19 protein-coding genes are annotated in these 18,761 nt (G+C 64.8%); 12 read left to right on the forward strand and 7 right to left on the reverse strand.

From position 1 onward, the window contains the following. Positions 1-2 precede the first annotated feature (2 nt). Positions 3-680, forward strand: coding sequence for a GntR family transcriptional regulator (locus G6N42_RS02100; RefSeq protein WP_163725407.1), 678 nt, complete (start codon positions 3-5; stop codon positions 678-680). Here G6N42_RS02100 and G6N42_RS02105 read toward each other — a convergent pair. Genes G6N42_RS02105 through G6N42_RS02130 form a run of 6 tightly spaced genes read right to left on the reverse strand, consistent with a single transcriptional unit; the run spans position 655 to position 7,549 of the window. Beyond that, positions 655-2,163 carry a class I adenylate-forming enzyme family protein gene (locus tag G6N42_RS02105; protein WP_163725410.1) on the reverse strand — a complete coding sequence of 503 codons (1,509 nt, stop codon included), beginning with the start codon at positions 2,161-2,163 and terminating at the stop codon, positions 655-657. The two genes, G6N42_RS02100 and G6N42_RS02105, sit on opposite strands and share 26 nt — an antisense overlap. Further along, positions 2,156-3,667: a class I adenylate-forming enzyme family protein gene (locus tag G6N42_RS02110; protein WP_163725412.1), complete on the reverse strand. Its 1,512-nt coding sequence runs from the start codon at positions 3,665-3,667 to the stop codon at positions 2,156-2,158. Before G6N42_RS02110 ends, G6N42_RS02105 begins: the two co-directional genes overlap by 8 nt. Continuing rightward, the gene (locus tag G6N42_RS02115; protein ID WP_163725415.1) at positions 3,660-5,120 is read right to left on the reverse strand and encodes a class I adenylate-forming enzyme family protein; all 1,461 of its coding nucleotides are present in this window, start codon (positions 5,118-5,120) and stop codon (positions 3,660-3,662) included. Before G6N42_RS02115 ends, G6N42_RS02110 begins: the two co-directional genes overlap by 8 nt. Then, entirely contained in the window at positions 5,120-5,917 is a 798-nt protein-coding gene (locus tag G6N42_RS02120) for an enoyl-CoA hydratase/isomerase family protein (protein ID WP_174261995.1), read from the reverse strand. Before G6N42_RS02120 ends, G6N42_RS02115 begins: the two co-directional genes overlap by 1 nt. Continuing rightward, complete coding sequence (locus G6N42_RS02125; protein ID WP_163725422.1) at positions 5,908-6,720, reverse strand: enoyl-CoA hydratase/isomerase family protein; 813 nt, start codon at positions 6,718-6,720, stop codon at positions 5,908-5,910. Before G6N42_RS02125 ends, G6N42_RS02120 begins: the two co-directional genes overlap by 10 nt. Before the next feature lie 34 nt (positions 6,721-6,754). Beyond that, the gene (locus G6N42_RS02130) at positions 6,755-7,549 is read right to left on the reverse strand and encodes an enoyl-CoA hydratase/isomerase family protein (RefSeq protein WP_163725424.1); all 795 of its coding nucleotides are present in this window, start codon (positions 7,547-7,549) and stop codon (positions 6,755-6,757) included. A gap of 111 nt (positions 7,550-7,660) precedes the next feature. On the opposite strand from G6N42_RS02130, the gene G6N42_RS02135 reads away from it, so the two are divergent. The 4 genes from G6N42_RS02135 to G6N42_RS02150 all read left to right on the forward strand — a co-directional run bounded on the left by G6N42_RS02135 (position 7,661) and on the right by G6N42_RS02150 (position 11,212). Next, positions 7,661-8,314, forward strand: a complete 654-nt coding sequence (locus G6N42_RS02135; RefSeq protein ID WP_163736838.1) for a hotdog family protein — start codon at positions 7,661-7,663, stop codon at positions 8,312-8,314. Beyond that, positions 8,314-9,081 (forward strand): FadR/GntR family transcriptional regulator, encoded by a 768-nt coding sequence (locus G6N42_RS02140; RefSeq protein ID WP_163725427.1) that lies wholly within the window; start codon positions 8,314-8,316, stop codon positions 9,079-9,081. Before G6N42_RS02135 ends, G6N42_RS02140 begins: the two co-directional genes overlap by 1 nt. Before the next feature lie 10 nt (positions 9,082-9,091). Beyond that, positions 9,092-9,958 carry an enoyl-CoA hydratase/isomerase family protein gene (locus G6N42_RS02145; RefSeq protein WP_232076059.1) on the forward strand — a complete coding sequence of 289 codons (867 nt, stop codon included), beginning with the start codon at positions 9,092-9,094 and terminating at the stop codon, positions 9,956-9,958. Between the two features lie 78 nt (positions 9,959-10,036). Then, entirely contained in the window at positions 10,037-11,212 is a 1,176-nt protein-coding gene (locus tag G6N42_RS02150) for a thiolase family protein (RefSeq protein WP_163725433.1), read from the forward strand. A gap of 57 nt (positions 11,213-11,269) precedes the next feature. Here the strand turns inward: G6N42_RS02150 and G6N42_RS02155 are convergent, their stop codons facing one another. Next, positions 11,270-11,992, reverse strand: coding sequence for a TetR/AcrR family transcriptional regulator C-terminal domain-containing protein (locus G6N42_RS02155; protein ID WP_163725435.1), 723 nt, complete (start codon positions 11,990-11,992; stop codon positions 11,270-11,272). Positions 11,993-12,169: 177 nt separating this feature from the next. On the opposite strand from G6N42_RS02155, the gene G6N42_RS02160 reads away from it, so the two are divergent. The 7 genes from G6N42_RS02160 to G6N42_RS02190 all read left to right on the forward strand — a co-directional run bounded on the left by G6N42_RS02160 (position 12,170) and on the right by G6N42_RS02190 (position 18,761). Next, positions 12,170-12,931, forward strand: a complete 762-nt coding sequence (locus G6N42_RS02160) for a crotonase/enoyl-CoA hydratase family protein (protein ID WP_163725438.1) — start codon at positions 12,170-12,172, stop codon at positions 12,929-12,931. 13 nt (positions 12,932-12,944) lie between these two features. Next, entirely contained in the window at positions 12,945-13,139 is a 195-nt protein-coding gene (locus tag G6N42_RS02165) for a hypothetical protein (protein ID WP_163724375.1), read from the forward strand. 10 nt (positions 13,140-13,149) lie between these two features. After that, positions 13,150-14,154, forward strand: coding sequence for a dihydrodipicolinate synthase family protein (locus G6N42_RS02170; RefSeq protein WP_163725440.1), 1,005 nt, complete (start codon positions 13,150-13,152; stop codon positions 14,152-14,154). Positions 14,155-14,243: 89 nt separating this feature from the next. Then, positions 14,244-15,101, forward strand: coding sequence for an enoyl-CoA hydratase (locus G6N42_RS02175; protein ID WP_163725444.1), 858 nt, complete (start codon positions 14,244-14,246; stop codon positions 15,099-15,101). A 14-nt stretch (positions 15,102-15,115) separates the two neighbouring features. Further along, on the forward strand, positions 15,116-16,309 hold the full coding sequence (locus G6N42_RS02180) for an amidohydrolase family protein (protein ID WP_083126179.1): 1,194 nt from the start codon (positions 15,116-15,118) through the stop codon (positions 16,307-16,309). Between the two features lie 2 nt (positions 16,310-16,311). Beyond that, positions 16,312-17,928, forward strand: a complete 1,617-nt coding sequence (locus G6N42_RS02185; protein ID WP_163725448.1) for an acyl-CoA synthetase — start codon at positions 16,312-16,314, stop codon at positions 17,926-17,928. Then, positions 17,925-18,761, forward strand: a complete 837-nt coding sequence (locus G6N42_RS02190; RefSeq protein ID WP_163725451.1) for an amidohydrolase family protein — start codon at positions 17,925-17,927, stop codon at positions 18,759-18,761. The genes G6N42_RS02185 and G6N42_RS02190 overlap by 4 nt, the downstream gene beginning before the upstream one ends.

Here is an 18,761-nt window from a genome sequence, read left to right on the forward strand (position 1 = left end):
CCGTGTCCGTTCCCGAGCTTCCCCACGCGCTGGCCAGGACGCAACTGGCCGAAGACGTCGCGCGCATCGTGCGTAAGCGGATCTTCGACGGCTCCTACGCCGCAGGGACCTACGTGCGGCTGGACCAACTCGCGGCGGATCTCGGCGTCAGTGTCACCCCGGTGCGCGAGGCGTTGTTCGAATTGAAGGCCGAGGGCCTGCTCGCACAACAGCCGCATCGCGGCTTCGTGGTGCTGCCGGTGACCGGTCGCGACCTCACCGACGTGTCCGACGTGCAGGCCTATATCGGGGGTGAACTCGCCGCGCGCGCAGCAACCAACATCACCGACGATCAACTACGTGCACTTCAGCAGATCCAGTCCGATCTGGAAGACGCGTACGCCGCCGATGACGACGAACGCGCGGTGCGGCTCAACCACGAGTTCCATCGTGCGATCAACGTCGCCTCGGATTCGCCGAAACTCGCGCAGCTGATGTCGCAGATCACCCGCTACGCGCCCGAATCGGTGTTCCCGATCATCGCGGGCTGGCCGGAGAAGTCGAACAAGCACCATCGCCGGTTGCTGCTCGCGTTGGAAAAGCGCGACGAGAACCTCGCTCGCACAGCGATGTCCGAGCATCTGGCGGCCGGGGCCAAGCCGCTGATCGAGCACCTCACGTCGCGCGGTGTGGTCCAGTAGCCTCGCGCAGTAGCTCGCGCAGTTGGGGCACATCGACCTTGCCCGTCGCCTTGCGGGGAACCGCGTCGTCGGAGTCGACGGCCAGCCACACCGAGGGAACCTTGAAGGCGCTCAACCGTTGGCGTGCTGCATCCCGGATTTCTTCGGCAGCCAGTCGGGAGATCACGACCGCGCCGACGGCGCCGTCCACCTCCGTGACGAAGGCTCCGCCCACCCCCTCGATCGTGCGCAGCGCATCCTCGACCTCGCTGGGGTACACGGTCGCGCCGCTGACCTTGAACATGTCGTCGGAGCGACCGTGGTAGAACATGAAACCGTCGTCGTCGAGGTGGCCGAGGTCGCCGGTGGGGTAGAAGCCGTCGGCGGTGAACAGCTCATGGTGACTGCGGCGACAGATGCCCCGCATCATGTGGGGTCCGCGGAGCTGGATCATCCCGACAGTGCCGCGGGGGACGGGCGTGCCATCGTCGGGGTCGACGATCCGAACCTCCATGCCGTCGAACGGTTTTCCGCAGCTGCCCCACGCCGACCGCGGCATGTCGGTATCGGCCGGATAGCCGCAGTATGGGCCGAACGATTCGGTCATCCCGAATAGCTTCGCCCTGGCGCCGGGTTCGGCTCGCTGGTCGGCGGGTAACAACGCCTCGAGGCTGCCAGGACGCAGCGATGACAGATCGGCTGCCACTGCATCAGTTTGGCGTGCCAGCGCCGCCGCCTGGTCCGGCCACCCGCGGAACAGGGTGACGCGTTCGCGCTCGAGCAGTCGCAACGTCGTCTCGGGGCGGGGGATCTGCTCGGTGACCAGCGTGGCGCCGGCGAGCAGTGCCGACAGCACACCACTGCCGAATCCGCCGACCCAGAAGAAGGGCATCGGGAGATACAGCCTGGTGTCGGCATCGATGCAGCGGGCCGCCAGGCCTGATCGCACCGCGCCCAGCGCGTTGCCGTGCGAGTGGATGACACCTTTGGGCGGGCCACTGCTGCCCGATGTGAACATGATTGCGAGTGTGTCGCTGGGCGTGACGGTTTCGGCGACCGCATCGACGGGCGCATTGTCGGTGGGGCGTGGAAGCCGGTCGGCCGTCCATACTTTGCGAAGTGCGGGGAGATCCACCCGATACGGCTCGAGGTCGTCGAGGTAACGGTGGCCGCGGAATTCCGCCACGGTGATCAGGCACTGGACGGAAGCCGCGCGCAGCGCGGCGGCGAGCTCGGGCGGCTGCAGCAGCGTGCTCAGTGGCACCAGCACCGCGCCGATGCGGGTGAGCGCCACAGCGATCTGTACCCACTGCGCACAGTTCGGCATGATCAGCCCCACCCGCGTGCCCTTGGCGACACCGGTGGCGATGAACGCGGCGGCCAGGTCGCGGCTTGTGGCGTCGAGTTCGGCGTACGTGAGCCGGGCGTCGGGGTCGATGACCATCGGCTTGCCCGCCTCGTTGGCCGCTCGAAGTCGCACCAGCTGGTCGATCGTGTCAGGCATCGAAGACCTTTGTGAGACGGGGCATGTCGACTTTTCCGCTGGACATCACCGGAATCTCTGCGACGGGCACCGCGGCGAAGCGCCTCGGAATCTTGTATGACGACAGCTCGCTCTTCAGGCTTTCACGCAGCGCGTCCTCGTCGAATTCGGCACCTTCGTCCAGCGCAACAACCGCGGCCACAATTTGTCCGCGCTCGGGATCGGGTATTCCGACGACGTGCGCTGCGAATCCGGCAACCTTGGCGATCGCCTTCTCCACCTCGGCGGGCGCGACGTTGGCGCCCGCGGTCTTGATCATTGCGCCGCGTCGCCCGATGAAGTACACGAAGCCGTCGGCGTCGGTGCGGACGAGATCGCCTGTGTGAAACCATCCGTCGGCGTCGAAGCACTCTTCACGGCTGCGCTTGTAATAGCGTTGCATCAGAAATGGCCCGCGGACACACAGTTCACCCAACTCCCCGGCACCGACACGTTCGCCGGTGTCGTCGACGACCTTGGTGTCGAATCCCGGTGCCGGCCGGCCGAACGACCCACGCCGATGTTCGGGCTGGTCGGATTCGTCCTCGCTGATCGTGATGACGCTTCCGGTCTCGGTCATCCCGAGCATCGTGTGCCGCAGCTCGGGGTCCGCCGGCCGCACATCAGGAGCCATGATCGGGTAGAGGTTACCGCGGCGCATCGAGGACAGATCTCGTGTCGGGAGGCTGGGATGACTGGCCAGCGAGGTGATTCCGCCTACGAAACCATTCGTCATGGTGGGCTTTTCGGCTTCCAGTAGGTCAAGGGTCTCGCCCGGGTCGACCGCGTTGGAGCACACGAGCGTGGCGCCGGCGAGCATCACGGCCAGAATCGAGAAGGCGATACCACCTATCCAGAAGAACGGTGAGTTGCAGAACAATCTGTCTGTCGGGCCCAGCCCTCGGATCTCGTTGAGCACCAGTTGATGGTCGAGTAGCGACGCATGTGTATGGACAACACCCTTCGGTGCGCTCGTCGACCCCGACGTGTACACGATCGCCAGCGTGTCCGAGGCGTCGACGTCGTCTTCCATCGCCTCCAGCAGTTCCGAGTCGACGGCGACCGGCGGCGCGGAATCGAAGAAGGTGTGCCGTAGCAGCGGGATTCCGGCCCGGTCGATCTGGGCCAATCTCTCGCGGTAGTCGTGGCCGCGGTAGGAAGCGGTGGCGAGCAGGATCTCGACGTCGGCGTGGGCGAGCTGCGTCGCCATCTCGGGAGCGGTGGCGAAGGTCGAGAAGGGGATCACGACGGCGCCGATGCGGGCAGCGGCCAGCATTGCCACGATGAAGTCCGGCCCGTTCGGGTACAGCACTCCGACGTGAGTGCCCTTACCCGCGCCGAGCGTGATCAGCCCGCATGCCAACTTCGTCGAGCGTTGGTGGGCCTCGGCGTAGCTGAGGCGGCCGCTGTCGCATATCAGCAGCGGATGTTCGCCCCGGCGGCGCACTTGTTCTCGCAGCACTGCGGCGACGGTGTTGTCAGGCATGGTCGACGGTGTCGAAGTGTCCGCGGACGGCGGTCAGGTCGGCCTTGCCCGACGGTGTTCTGGGAATTTGGTCGACGATCGCGATATCGGTGGGAATCTCATAGCTTGCCAATCGCATTCGCAAGTGGTCGAGCAGTGCGTCCGCCTCGACGGTCGCTCGCAGTTCGACCATCGCCACCGGTGTCTCGCCGAGCCGCTGATCGGGTCGGCCGACCACCGCCGCACCCTGGACCGCCGGATGGCTCTCCAACGCGCCGCGCACATCGTCGGGCATCACCTTGAAGCCACCCCGGATGATCGCCTGATCGGCGCGGCCGAGAATCCAGAGAAATCCGTCCGCGTCGATGCGGGCCATATCGGTGGTCCGCATCCAGTCCCCGGTCGGCCCGAGCTGCCCCGGCCGCACCTCGAGCAGCCCTGGCTGATTGTCGGCGACAGGCGTGCCGCTGTCGTCGACGACACGCAACTGCGCTCCGAGCGTGGCCCTGCCGACGCTGCCACGCTTGGTAGCCCAGTACTTCTGGTAGTCACGCAGTGACCAGCCGGCCACCCCTCCGCCGAACTCCGTTGCGGCGTAGGACGTCAGGACCGGAATACCGAACTTGTCGGTGAACGCGTCGGCATCCTCCGCGGACAACGGCGCGGTACCCGAGGTCACCGCGCGGATGCTGTGCAGGTCGTCGCGGGTCAAGTCGGAATGAAGCACGGTGCGCAGGGCCGCGGGAACCAGCGATACCGCCTGCGGGCGGTGTCGACGGACCGCATCGGCCCACCGGTCGAGCTCGAAGCGATCCAGCAGTGCGAATGACCTTGCTTCGCAGACGCATTGGAGTACTCGGAACACGCCGCCGATGTGCACCAGCGGGGCATTGACGATAGCCACGCCACGCCGTCGTTCGGTCGGTGACGGTGCGGTGTCGAAGTCGGTGCCGATCACGCTGCGGGCCAGCATGTCGTAGGTGAGATCGATGCGCTTGGGCGGACCCGTCGTACCACTGGTCAGCATCCGTACCGCGACGCCGGCGCGGCCGGCATCACCGGTCGGCTCGTCTGCCGCGGTCACGGCGGGCGCGTCCGTGAGCCCAGCGATTGCCACGGCCGCGGTGTGCGCCGCCGGTGCGACCAGCGTCGACAGATCTTTGTCCGTACCGATGATCAATGGGAGGCGCAGTGATTCGATGTCAGCTCGGATCCGATCGTCGCCGCGCGAGGGGTTGATGACGACGACGGTCCCGCCGGCCAGCAGCACACCGAGGAATGTGGCGACGTGAGACGGTTTGTTACGCAACAGGATTCCGACCTGACGCCCTGCGTCATCGAGCGCCTCGATGCGACGCGCCAACGTGGCGATCTCACCCCACGTCCGCCATTCGGCGTCGTACTCGATCGCGGGAGCCTTGGGTCGCAGATCCAGTACATCGCTGATGCGCCGGCTGAGCGGATGTGCGGCCATCAGCGCAGCCTCGGTGTGAATGTGTCGTCGGGAGCGCGGTCGGCGAGTTCAGCCTGCCCGAGGGGGTTTCCCAATCTCGTGTAAATCAGGTTCTGCTCCATGGCCGCGCGGTAGGGCTTGTCCAGAGATTCCCAGATGGCTTTCACAGTGCCCTGGGTTGCTGTCGGAGGTTTGGCCGCGATCGCGGACGCGATCTGGTGGGCGCGGGCCCACAGCTGGTCGGTGGAGACGACCTCGGACACCAGGCCGATCCGCAGCGCGGTGCCGGCGCTCACGCGTTCGTCGTTGCCCATCAGCGCGATTCGCAGTGTTTCGCCCAAGCCGACGCGGCGCATCAGGCCGATCGGTTCCAGAGCGCACACCAGACCCGCGCTGACATGCGAGTCGAAAAAGGTCGCGTCGTCACTGCAGATGACGACGTCGGATTCGTTGACGAAATAGAACGCGCCCGCGGTGCACATGCCTTGCACCGCGCATACGACGGGCTTCCACATCTTCTGCCACTTGGGGCTGAGGTACTCGCCCGGATCTTCGTGATTCCAGACGTTCTCCGGCTGACCATACGGGGATTTGATGTCTAGACCGGCGGAGAATGCCCGATCGCCCGCCGCACGTACGACCACGGCATGGACCGTGTCGTCGAGCTTGACGATCCGCCACGCCTGGGCCATTTCCTGACACATCGCCCTGTTGAACGCGTTGAGCGAGTCCGGCCGGTTCAGCGTGATCGTCGCAACGTGCGCGGTGGCGTCCACATCGAGCAGGATGGTCTCGAAGCTGTTCGAGGTCATCGGCATTGCCAGATCGGCGCGCGTTTCTCCATGAACGCCCTGGGTCCCTCCAGCGAATCCGCTGTGTGCAGATTGCGCTCGCGAAAGGCTTCTGCGAGGATCTCGGCCTCGTTGAGCGGCAGGTCCAATGTCTTGTGAATGGCCAACCGAGTGCCCCGGACAGCCAAAGGGGCGTTCGAGTTCACCATGTCGGCGATCTCGTGTGCGCGTTCCAGAAGACGGTCGTGGTCGACGATCTCGGAGATCATCCCGAGGTCGTACGCGCGCTGCGCATCCATCCGTTCGTGCTTACCTGTCAGCGCCATGCGCAGCGCGATGTTGCGGGGCAGCACGCGGGCAAGCCGCACCATTTCACGCCCTGCTACCAGGCCGATGCTGACGTGCGGGTCGAAGAATGTCGCCGTGTCCGAGGCGATGACAATGTCGCCCGTCGTGACCCAGTCCAGGCCTGCGCCGCAGCAGATGCCGTTGATCGCGGCCAGCACGGGTTTGGCCATGCGGCGAAAGGGCGGTGTGCCCTCTTGGGGTGCCTCCCACTGGTCGTAGGTCGACAGGTAAGCCCTCTCGTTGATGACCTTGCCGTCCTCCGGGATCTGTTTCGCGTCGGCCCCGGTGCAGAATGCGCGGCCGGTACCGGTCACGATGAGTATCCAGATGTTGTCGTCTGATTCGGCCTCGTCGTACGCGGAGCGCAGTTCAGTGATCATGTGCGGGCTCAGTGCGTTGAGCGCCTGTGGGCGGTTCAGCGTGATCGTGGCTTTGTGCCCGTCGACCTCGTAGGTGATGTCCTCGAAACCGGAGGATGACATGGCTTTTGACATTATCGGGTCCTTTTCCCTTTGGTCACCGGCCACCGAACTCCGGTGTGCGCTTCTCGCGGAACGCCGCGAGGCCTTCCTTGAAATCCTTGGTCCGACACGACAGTTCCAGGTTGAAGAGCTCCTGGTTCATCGTTTGCGGGAGCGTCGAGTCCAGCCCGTAGTGAATCGCCTGCTTGGCGAGCCCGATCGCGACGGTCGGTCCGGAGGCCAATCGGGTCAACAGCTCTGCGGCGACGTCGTCGAGTTCGGTATCGTCGGCGCAACGGTGGATGAGCCCCCATGCCACGGCGTCTGCTCCGTTGACCCTCTCACCGAGCAGCAGCATGCTCTTCGCGCGCGCCAACCCGACCAACCGGGGGAGCAGCCACGTCGACCCCGAATCCGGGCTGAAGCCGCGGTCCAGGAACGGCTCCCAGAACACGGCGTCGGTGCTGGCGACGGTGAAATCGGCGGCCAGTGCGAGGTTGCAGCCCAGGCCGGCGGCCCAGCCGCGCACGCTGCACACGACGGGCAGCTGGATTGAGTGGACCAGTTCGATCACGCGGTGCGCACCGTGTGGGACGCGGCGCACGAGGTCACCGGTGCGGGGACGCTCGCCGCTGTTGGCCGAAATCCAGTCGACGCCCGCGCAGAAATCGGTTCCGCCGCCGCGAATGTGGACGGCGCGAAGAGAGTCGTCGGTGGCGGCCTCGGTCAGTGCGTCGACGAACGCGTTCACCATCGGCGGGCTCAACGAGTTGCGCCGTGACGGGCGGTCGAGCGTGACGTGAAGGACGTCGTCCACGCGGGAAGTTGTCACCGCCCCGTCGTCGGTCACCGTTGCCTCCGCCCTTCCCTCGTTATACGGTTAGGCATACAGTATTGCTATCTTGTACAAGTTAGCAAGGAAAGCGTGCTGACGGAACAGGCGGCAGGCGAAAGGCGATTCATGGCCAAGGGCACCCCCCGTTTCGGTGAGCAACCGCTGCCTCAGACGGTGGCTGCCGCCGGGGCGCTGCGCCGGTTGACCGGGCTGCTGTTGTCGTTGGAACACGAGCACCCGATCGTCGATGCCATGGTTGCCCAGATCGCCGAATGGGAACGCGAGCTCGCGCCCGCCACACCGCGGGATCCCACTCCGCGCATCGGTCCGCAAAGTACCGAACAGCAACGCGTGTACCTCGACCACGCATTCGACGTCGGTGCGTACAACCCGTGCTTCCCCGAATACTGTTTCGATCACCTGGACGCCGATACCGCGTCCGGGCGCGTCACCTTCCCTGTGGTCTACGAAGGGCCGCCGGGTTTGGTCAACGGGGGGTTCCTGGCGGTGTTCTTCGACTGCATCACCCAACATCAGAGTTGCGCGTCGGGGCGCACCGGCAAGACACGCTCGCTGACGGTGACGTTCCGCCGGCCGACCCCGGTCCTCGTCGAGCTCGGGTTCGACGTCGTTCGCGCGGAAGCTGACGGCCGGGTCATCAGCACGGCTCGCCTGCGGTACGGCGACGAGGTGTTGTGCACCGGCGAATTCAGCACGGCTGCTTCGTCACCCGACAAACTGAGCGTCTTCGACTTCGGTCACCGGCGGGCGACGGACTGATGACCAGCGTGCAGCGGATTCGTCAGCCACGGGTCGCCGAGATCGTCGCATCGCGATTGCGTGACGAGATCCTGTCCGGGCGAATCAAAGAAGGCGACGTACTCCCGTCGCAGGACACTCTGCTCGCGGAATTCGGTGTCAGCCCGCCTGCGCTGCGCGAGGCGATTCACATACTGGAGACCGACGGGTTGATCTCCGTGCGACGCGGGAACATGGGCGGCGCTGTCGTTCATCCGCCTTCGGCCGAGCGCACGGCGCACATGATCAGCATGGTGTTGCAGACACGGTCGGCCACACCCGCCGACGTGAGCGGCGCATTGATGCATATCGAGCCGATCTGCGCGGGCTTGTGTGCTGCCCGTGAAGATCGCATGACGGAGGTCGTCCCGTATCTGGAGGCGGAGATCAAAACGCAGACAGAGCAATTCGACAACCTGTCCCGCTACGTCCCCAACGCGCGCCGATTCCACGAGGCGCTGGTGTCGCGGTGTGGCAACGAGCCGATGATCCTGTTGATCGGCTCGTTGGAGCTGATCTGGTCGGCCCACGAGTCATCGGTGTGGAGCGACGAGGGTGACCCGATGCAGCACAAGACCATGCGGGCTGCTCTTCGCGATCACCAGCGGCTGCTGGATGCGATCCGCGACGGAAACGAGGCGCGCGCAGTGAAGCTCGCGCAGGACCATCTGTTCGCCGCCCGGCGCAACACGCTCGCGGTTGGTGCGGACAAAACCATTGAGGCCAAATTGATTTCGAATGCCGAGTGAAGGACTTCCGATGACCGACGACCGGGTGCTTTTCGACGTCGACCGCGACAAGCGCATCGCGACGATTACGTTCAACAACCCGAGCCAGCGCAACTCCTACGATGCGACGATGCGCGAGACGGTCGGAAGATATCTCGACCGGGTGGCCGAGGACGACGACCTGACCGTCGTGGTGTTACGTGGCGCCGAGGGGGTGTTCAGCACCGGCGCGGACATGAACAACGCATACGGCTGGTACGGCGATGCGGACGCACCCGAAGCCAAGCGCCGTCCGAGCCAGCGGCGTCGCCTGACCGTCGACCGCAAGTCGTTCGGCTTTTATCACAACCTGATGGGTTTCCCGAAGGTCACGGTGGGGGAGATCAGCGGCTACGCCCTCGGCGGCGGCTTCGAGATGGCGTTGATGACCGATATTTCCGTGATCGGCCGCACCACAAAAATCGGCATGCCCGCCACCCGGTTCCTCGGTCCCGCGCTGGGCAGCCTGCACATGTTCTTTCACCGCCTCGGCCCCGTGCTGGCGCGGCGACTCCTGCTCACCGGCGACATCATCGAGGCCGCCGCCGTCGAACACCTCGGCGTTTTCACCGAGACCTGCGATCCGGCGTCGGTCACCGCGAGGGCGCGGTACTGGGCCGAGAAGGCGGCGAAGATGCCTGCCGACGGAGTTGTCATCGCCAAGGAGGCGTTCCGCCTCGTCGAGCAGAGCCAGGCCTATCAGGGCGAGGAGGTGGCCAGCTATCTGTTCCACGCCTACGGGACAAACCTGCAGTTCGCGCCCGGTGAGTTCAACTTCGTCAAGACCCGTGCGCAGCACGGCACCAAGGAGGCGTTCCGGCTGCGCGACGAGCACTTCCACGTACCTGAGCCGGAGTGAGCACCCTCACCTACTGGGAAAGCAACACTCTCTGCTACTTTTGTAAAGTTACCTACGCCGAAACCCGAGGTTGAAAACATGTCCACACCCGTCATCGTCGGTGCAGCCAGGACGGCAATCGGCCGATCCTTCAAGGGGACGCTGGTCAACACCCCGCCCGAGACTCTGATCACCACCGTGCTGCCCGAGGTGGTCCGTCGGTCGGGTGTGGATCCCGCGGATATCGACGACATCATCTTTGCCGAGTCGCATTACGGGGGCGGCGATTTGGCGCGCTACGCCGCTGACGCGATGGGGCTACAACACGTTCCGGGCCAATCGGTGAACCGACACTGCGCAGGTAGCCTCACCGCGATCGGTAACGCAGCCGCGCAGATCGGCTCGGGCATGGAGCGTGTGCTGATCGCAGGCGGCGTGCAGTCGCTGTCGATGACCCCGCTGACCAACTGGCGGATCCCGGGACCCGAGCTGAAGTTCGAGGAGCGGTGGATGCCGCCCACGCACGTCGAGACACCCGATGCGCCGGCCAAGGACATGTCGATCACGGTGGGTTGGAACACCGCGCAGTCGGTCGGCATCACCCGCGAGGAGATGGACGCCTGGGCGGCCCGGTCACACGAACGGGCCGTCGCCGCGCAGGATGCGGGCAAGTTCGGTGACGAGATCATCCCGATGAAGATCCAGCAGTTCGACGGATCGGTGGTCGACTTCAGCGTCGACGAGCATCCCCGCCGCGACACCACCGTCGAGAAGCTCGCCGGGCTCAAGGTGCTGCACCCGGAGATCGAGGGCTTCTCGATCACCGCGGGCAACAGCAGCGGCACCAACGATGCGGCTGCCGGCGTCGCGCTGGTCGAGCGCGGCTACGCCGAGGCCAACAACTTGTCGGTGATGGCCACCGTGAGGGCTTGGGGCGCAGCGGGTGTCCCCCCTCGCGACTGCGGGCTCGGTGCGGTGAAAGTGATCGGCAAGGTGCTCGACCGCGCCGGCTTGAAGCCGTCGGACATCACGCTGTGGGAGATCAACGAGGCCTTCGCATCGGTGCCGATCGCCGCATGCCGCGAGTACGGCATCGACGAGGAACTGGTCAACTTCTCCGGAAGCGGTTGCAGCCTCGGCCATCCCATCGCCGCCTCCGGTGCGCGGATGGTGACGACGCTTGTCTATGAACTGCAGCGGCGTGGCGGTGGCATCGGTATGGCCGCGATGTGCGCAGGCGGCGGCCAGGGCGGCGCAGTCATCATCGAGGTCTGAACCTTGCGATTTCGGTGTAGTTGGTCGCGGTGAGCGCGACCAACTACACCGAAATCGCTAGCGTTTGCGCGCTGGCTTCTTGGCCTCGTCGATCAGCCGGCCGGCATGATCGAGGATGCACTCGAGACCGAACTCGAAGTTCTTTTCGTCGGCCGCGCCGAGGTGGTGGCCCTTTTCGGTGACCAACGCAAGCAGCGGTGTGGATTCGCTGTCGATCGCCATGGCCTCGTCGAGATCGGCGGGACCGTCATCCGCCGCGCGGTTCTTCTCGCGCAGGCGTTGCAGCACCACCGAACCGCGGACGTGCACCGACACCGCGGAATACGTATCGAAGGCGTCATCGGCCGACAGGCCCGCCTCTGTCAGACTGGCGATCGCCTTCTCGACCTCTTGCACGCCGAGCCGCGCAGTACGGGGGCTCAGGGCGGATCGGATGAGGATCAGATCGCTGAGAATTGGGTTGCCCAGGAACGTCTTTCGCATCGAGCGGGCGTGATTGCGCAGTGTTTCGCGCCAGTCCTTCGCCTCGACGTACGGCGTCGCGAAGACGTATTGGCGTAGCGCCCGGTCGGTCATCGCGTTGAGTAGGTCGTCCTTCTTGCGGAAATACCAGTAGATGCTGGTCACGCCGACCCCGAGGTGCTTACCGAGCAGCGGCATGGACAGGTTGTCGATGCCCACTTCCTCGGCGAGTTCGAACGCACCCTTGATGATGTCGTCCGGATTGATCGACCCGCGCTCGCGCCGTGGACGCTTCTCGGCCATCGCCTGCCTTGCCACGAACGGCACCTCCATTTCGACTGGTGGACTGAATGTACCGGCAATTGCCCTCTGATCTGCGTCTACGCAGGTGTGTCGGCCCTCCGCCCTTGCCGTCAAACGTACCGTTGCACCGTTTCGCTTCTTTACTGTAAGCCCTATAGTAAGTGTTTCTAGCGTGGCAGCGAAAGGCGAAGGGTGTCGGACGAAATCCTGACGGAGCGCCGGGGACGCGTCCTCGTCATCACGATCAATCGACGGGAAGCGCGAAATGCGGTCAACCTCGCCGTCAGTCAGGGCCTGGCCGACGCGGTCGATGAACTCGACGCGGACAAGGATCTATCGGTCGCCGTGTTGACCGGCGCGGGCGGCAACTTCTGTTCGGGCATGGATCTGAAGGCCTTCGCCGCAGGGGAGATGGTCGCGATTCCGGGTCGCGGCATCGGCTTCACCGAGCGGCCGCCACGCAAACCGCTGATCTCGGCAGTCGAAGGTTACGCGCTGGCCGGCGGCACCGAAGTCGTGCTCGCCACCGATCTGGTGGTCGCATCGAGGACGGCGAAGTTCGGCATCCCCGAGGTGAAGCGCGGCCTCGTGGCTGCCGGCGGCGGACTGCTACGTCTGCACAGGCGGATCCCGTACCAGAAGGCACTTCAGTTGGCGCTCACCGGTGAGAGCTTCACCGCCGAGCAGGCAGAAGCGTGGGGGTTCGTCAACGTGCTGACCGAACCGGGCGACGCGCTAGCCGGCGCAATCGAATTGGCCGAACAAATCACGGCCAACGGTCCGCTGGCGGTCGCCACCACCAAGGAGATCTTCGTCAAGTCTGTCGGCTGGAGCGAGGACGAGATGTGGAAGAAGCAACGCGAGTACATCGTTCCGATCTTCTCGTCGAACGACGCGAAAGAAGGCGCGATCGCGTTTGCGGAGAAGCGCGCACCCAACTGGACCGGCACCTGACCGCGCGCACGACATGGATCTCGGGTTGGCCAATTCGGCCGCAACGGATTTGGTCGAGCACGACGGCGTGACGGGAATGGTGCGCTGCGTCCGTTCCGCGCTACCGCTGCTGCGGAAGGCGCCGTTTCTCGTGTCGCGAAATTTGTACCTGACCGGTGCCAACGTCAACCTCGACGGCGGCAGCGACTTCACCCGAGACTTCACCTGAGGAGGCAGCAGTGGCCACAGCCAAAGAGGCCCGCGAGTGGGCCCGCGGCAATCTGCGCGGGATCGGCAATTCCCTCTACACGCCGTTCAGCGGTGACGACGGCGACGACATCGACTGGGACGCCTACCGAACATTGGTGCGCTACTGCGTAGGCGAGTTGCGCCACCCCATGCTCTGGTGCACCAGCGGCATCGCGGAGTTCTGGTCACTGACGATTGAGGAACGAAAGCGGCTGCTGGAGGTCGCTATCGAAGAGGGGCGGGCCGCCGACCCCGGTGTCGTCGTGCAAGCATGCACCGCCGCGATGTCGGCGAAGGACTGCCTGGAACTGACGTTGCACGCGCAGCAGGCCGGTGCCGACATCGTCTACATCCAGACGCCGATGATGGAGGCGCACGGCGGAGCCGGAGTTCTACGGTTCTTCCAATACATCGCCGACCGCAGCGATATCGCGTTGGGCATGTTCAATTCGCCATCATCGGGTTACGTCTTGACGCCTGCCGAGGGCGCGCGGATCTACGACGAGATACCCGCGGTGTGCGCGACCAAGGAAGGCGCCTTCCGGCCCACGGCCAGCCGGCAGCTTCACGGCCTCGCTCCAGACCTGACGATCTGGGAATGCGAGACGACCGTCTACCGAGCCGGGTGGCTGCGCGCGGGGATCGTCGGACCCGCGCAACTGGGCACGTCGGGCTATCTCTACGAAACCCCGCAGCATCGAGTGTTCTCCGAATACTGGGAGCTCGTGTGGAGCGACAAATTGTCCGACGCGATCGACTACGCCGAGAGGTCGGGTATCGACCAGTTCACCGTCGACATCGGAGGGTGCTTCACGTGCTATCCGGGGCGGCCGGACTATTTCACCCACTGGGGCGGGGCGTTCAAGTACGCGGCATCGGTGCTCGGACTCCCCATCGGTTCATACCCCCACTCGCGGCCGCCGCAGGCCGAGCTTTCGCAGGAGGCGAAAAGCCGGATCGACGCAGCGTATAGGCGATTCGGATTGGTCGGCTGATGAGTCACCAGACGGTTGCGGAAGGTGCTACCGATAGGTGTACAGTATGCACATACATCCAGTTCGAAGCGCCTGAGGAGGGCTGACGGGTGAGCGTTGAAGACCGCGTCGCCGACCCCGTTGCCGCCCGCGAGGCCGAACCGGTGCTCTACGAGGTGCGCGATACCGGCGTCGCGGTCCTGACGCTCAACCGGCCCGAACGCATGAATGGTTGGGGTGGCGGTCTGGCCACGACGTTCTACCTGCGTCTCGACGACGCCGAGGCCGATCCCGATGTTCGTGCCATCGTCGTCACCGGCCGGGGCCGCGCCTTCTGCGCAGGCGCGGACATGGGTGATCTCAGCTCGATCAGCGCCGCCACCGTCGACGCCGCAGCGGACACCGACGTCGGCAAGTTGGTCGGTGCGCGTCATCCTCACTTCACGACCACGATGCGCAAGCCGGTCGTCGCGGCAATCAACGGCGCGTGCGCAGGCATGGGTATGACGATGGCATTGATGTGCGATGTGCGGTTCGCTGCAGACGGTGCGAAATTCACCACGTCCTTCGCCCGACGGGGTCTGATCGCGGAGTACGGGATCTCCTGGATCCTGCCGCGCATCGTCGGTCAGGGTGTTGCACTGGACCTGCTGCTGTCCGGTCGCGTCTTCCTGGCCGACGAGGCGGCGCACCTCGGCCTGGTCAAAGAGGTCGTCGCACCAGACGAGTTGCTGCCGCGGGCGATCGCCTATGCCGAGGACATCGCCGCCAATTGCGCGCCCAGCTCGCTGGCGGTGATCAAGCAACAGGTGTACGCAGACACCATGCGCGAAGTATTGGATGCCAGCGACGATGCCGAGAAGCTGATGCACGAATCCATGCAGCGTCCCGATTTCATCGAAGGCATCACGAGCTTCTTCGAAAAGCGTCAGCCCAATTTCCCGCCTTTGAAAGGACAGGAATCGTGAAAGCCCTGGACTACATGGCCATCGACGTCGACAACCACTATTACGAGACGATCGACTCGTGCACACGCCACCTGCCCAAGGAGTTCAAGCGCCGCGGCGTGCAGATGCTGACCGAGGGCAAGCGCACGTTCGCCGTCATGGGTGGCGTGGTCAATCACTTCATCCCGAATCCGACATTTGATCCGATCATCGAACCGGGCTGCCTGGATCTGTTGTTCCGCGGCGAAATCCCCGAAGGCGTCGATCCGGCATCACTGATGAAGGTCGACCGGTTGCCCGATCATCCCGAGTATCAGAATCGCGACGCCAGGGTGAAGATTCTCGACAAGCAGAACCTCGAAACCGTATTCATGCTGCCAACTTTCGCGTGCGGCGTGGAGGAAGCCCTCAAGCACGACATCGACGCGACCATGGCCACGGTGCACGCGTTCAATCTTTGGCTGGACGAGGACTGGGGCTTCGATCGCCCCGATCACCGGTTTCTGTCGGCGCCGATCATCTCGCTGGCCGATCCGGACAAGGCTGTGGAAGAGGTCGAGTTCGTCCTGTCCCGCGGCGCCAAGAACGTCTGTGTGCGGCCCGCGCCGGTCCCGGGCCGGGTCAAGCCACGCTCTCTGGGCGACCCGTTGCACGATCCGGTGTGGGCCCGGCTGGCCGAGGCCGGCGTTCCGGTGATCTTCCACCTGTCCGACAGCGGCTATCTCGCGATCGCGGCATTGTGGGGCGGCAAGGCCACGTTCGAGGGATTCGGCAAGAAGGATCCGTTGGACCAGGTGCTGCTCGACGACCGCGCCATCCACGACGCGATGGCCTCGATGATCGTGCATCAGGTCTTCACCCGGCACCCGAAACTCAAGGTCGCGAGCATCGAGAACGGCTCGTATTTCGTCTACCGGTTGATCAAACGGCTCAAGAAGGCTGCCAACACCGCGCCGTACCACTTCAAAGAAGATCCGGTCGAACAGCTGAAGAACAACGTCTGGATCGCGCCGTACTACGAGGACGACGTCAAGGAGCTCGCCGCAACGATCGGTGTCGACAAGATCCTGTTCGGCTCGGACTGGCCCCACGGTGAGGGTCTGGCCGATCCGATGAACTTCACCGCCGACATCCCGCAGTTCCCCGAGTTCAGCTACGAGGACACCCGGAAGGTGATGCGCGACAACGCACTCGAACTGCTTGGTGCGAACGTGACGGCTTCCGCCTAGCCATGGGCGAATGGACCATCGGGGCGGTGCTCGACGCGATCGCCGAGGCCGTACCCGACCGGCTGATGACCGTCTGTGGAACACGCCGCAGCACGTTCGGCGAATCGGCGGAACGGACCCGTCGACTGGCCAATTTTCTGGCCGCCCAGGGCTTGGGCGCACACCGGGAACGGGACGAGCTGCAGAACTGGGAGTGCGGACAGGATCGCGTCGCACTGGTCATGCACAACGATCTCTACCCCGACGCGGTCATCGGCTCGTTGAAGGCGCGAACCGTGCCGGTCAACATCAACTACAACTACGCCCCGCGCGAGGTTGCCGAACTGCTGGAGTACCTGCAACCGCGGGCGGTGATCTATCACCGCTCGTTCGGGCCCACGTTCGCTGACGTGCTCCCGCCTGCCGCGGCGGACGTGATGATCGCGGTGGACGACGACAGCACCGTCCCGCTCCTGCCCGGCGCCATCAGCTTCGACGATGCTCTGGCGCAGGGCGATACGGACCACGATCTCGCGCCTTCACCGGACGACGTGATGATGGTGTGCACCGGCGGGACGACCGGCCGCCCGAAGGGTGTGATGTGGCGGCAGAGCGACACCTACGTGGTGTCCATGAACGGTGCCGACCACGAGACCGTCGACGAGATTCACGCCAAGCTCGGATTCGAAGGCCAGCCGTGGTTCGCGGTGTCCCCGCTGATGCATGCGGCGGGTATGTGGACGGCATTTGCGGGACTCCTCAACGGGTTGCCGATCGTCCTCTACGACAAGACACGCTTCGACCCGCGTGCGGTACTGGAGACCGCCGAGCGTGAGAAGGTCGGGATGATGACGATGGTCGGTGACGCCTACGCGGCCCCGCTGGTGGAGGAACTGCGCGCCGGTTCCTACGATCTGTCGTCGATGTATGCGATCGGCACCGGCGGAGCGGCGACCAATCCGAAACACCAAGAGGCTCTTCTGGAATTGCTGCCGCAGATCACCCTGATCAACGGATACGGCTCGTCGGAGACCGGGAACGTGGGCTTCGGGCGCAGCCAGCACGGAGACCAGAAGGACACGTTCGTACTCAGGGAGGGCGCGCTGGTCCTGTCTGAGAACTACAGCCGCTTCCTGCAACCGGGGGAGCAGGAAGTCGGCTTCGTCGCGCGTGCGGGGCGTATCCCGCTGGGGTACTTCGACGACGAGGCCGCCACCCGCAAGACGTTCCCCGTCGTCGAGGGGCGGCGGGTGGTGATCTCCGGGGACCGTGGCTCGCTGGCTGCCGATGGCTCGCTGCAGTTGTTCGGCCGAGATTCCCTTGTCGTCAACACCGGAGGCGAGAAGGTCTTCGTCGAAGAAGTCGAGGAAGTGCTGCGCGCCTGTTCGGGCGTGGCCGACGCGTTGGTGGTCGGGCGTCCGAGCGACCGCTGGGGTGAAGAACTCGTCGCCCTCGTGGCCCTGAAGGAGGCCGTCGATGTCACCCCGGAACAGCTTCATCGTCAGTGCACGTCGCATCTCGCGCGGTTCAAGGCGCCGAAGGAGTTCATCATCGTGGATCAGGTCCGTCGGCTCGGAAACGGTAAGCCGGACTACCGCTGGGCGAAAGCCGCTGCCGTGCAAGAGGCGTCGCTGACGTGAGCACGAGAGCGATTGATTGTCTGGTCAACGTCCACTTCGGCGAGACCGAGAAGCAGCCCGAGTTCATGCTCAAGGTGCGTGACGACTACTTCAAGGGACCCCAGTCCCTCTATGACCAGGTCGAGCTCGCGCAGCTACTCGAGGAGATGGACGAGCGCGGCGTGGAGAAGGCCATCCTGATGGACAACCTGACTAAGCCGTCGGTGACGGCCCGCAAGTTCGTCGATCAGCGGCCCGACAAATTCGCCCTCGCCATGGGCGGGGTGAACCTGCTGCGCCCCATGCCGTCGCTGCGAGAACTCACCGCCGTCGTGCGGGATATGCCGGTGGCGTATACCGCAGTGGGGCCCAGCTTTTGGGGCGACGGCCAATACCCGCCGAGCGACGCAGTGTATTACCCGCTCTACACCAAATGCGCTGAGCTCGGGCTGCCGCTGTGCGTGAACACCGGGCTGCCGGGGCCGCCGATCCCGGGGGAGGCGCAGAACCCGATTCACCTCGACCGGGTCTGCGTGCGATTCCCCGAGTTGAAACTCTGCATGATTCACGGGGCCGACCCGTGGTGGGATGTCGCGATCCGACTGATGATCAAGTACAAGAACCTGCGACTGATGACGTCGGCGTGGTCGCCGAAGCGACTGCCGGACAGCCTGCTGCACTACATGCGCACCCGCGGACCCGACAAGGTGATCTTCGCTTCGGACTGGCCGGTGCTGAGAATGCATCGGGTGGTGCCCGAGGCGCTGGCGCTGGACCTGCCAGCCGAGGTGCTGGACAACTACCTCTACAACAACGCACAGGATTTCTTTTTCGGGCCCCGAGAGGAGCAGTGA

Source organism: Mycobacterium gallinarum, assembly GCF_010726765.1.
Classification (GTDB): domain Bacteria; phylum Actinomycetota; class Actinomycetes; order Mycobacteriales; family Mycobacteriaceae; genus Mycobacterium; species Mycobacterium gallinarum.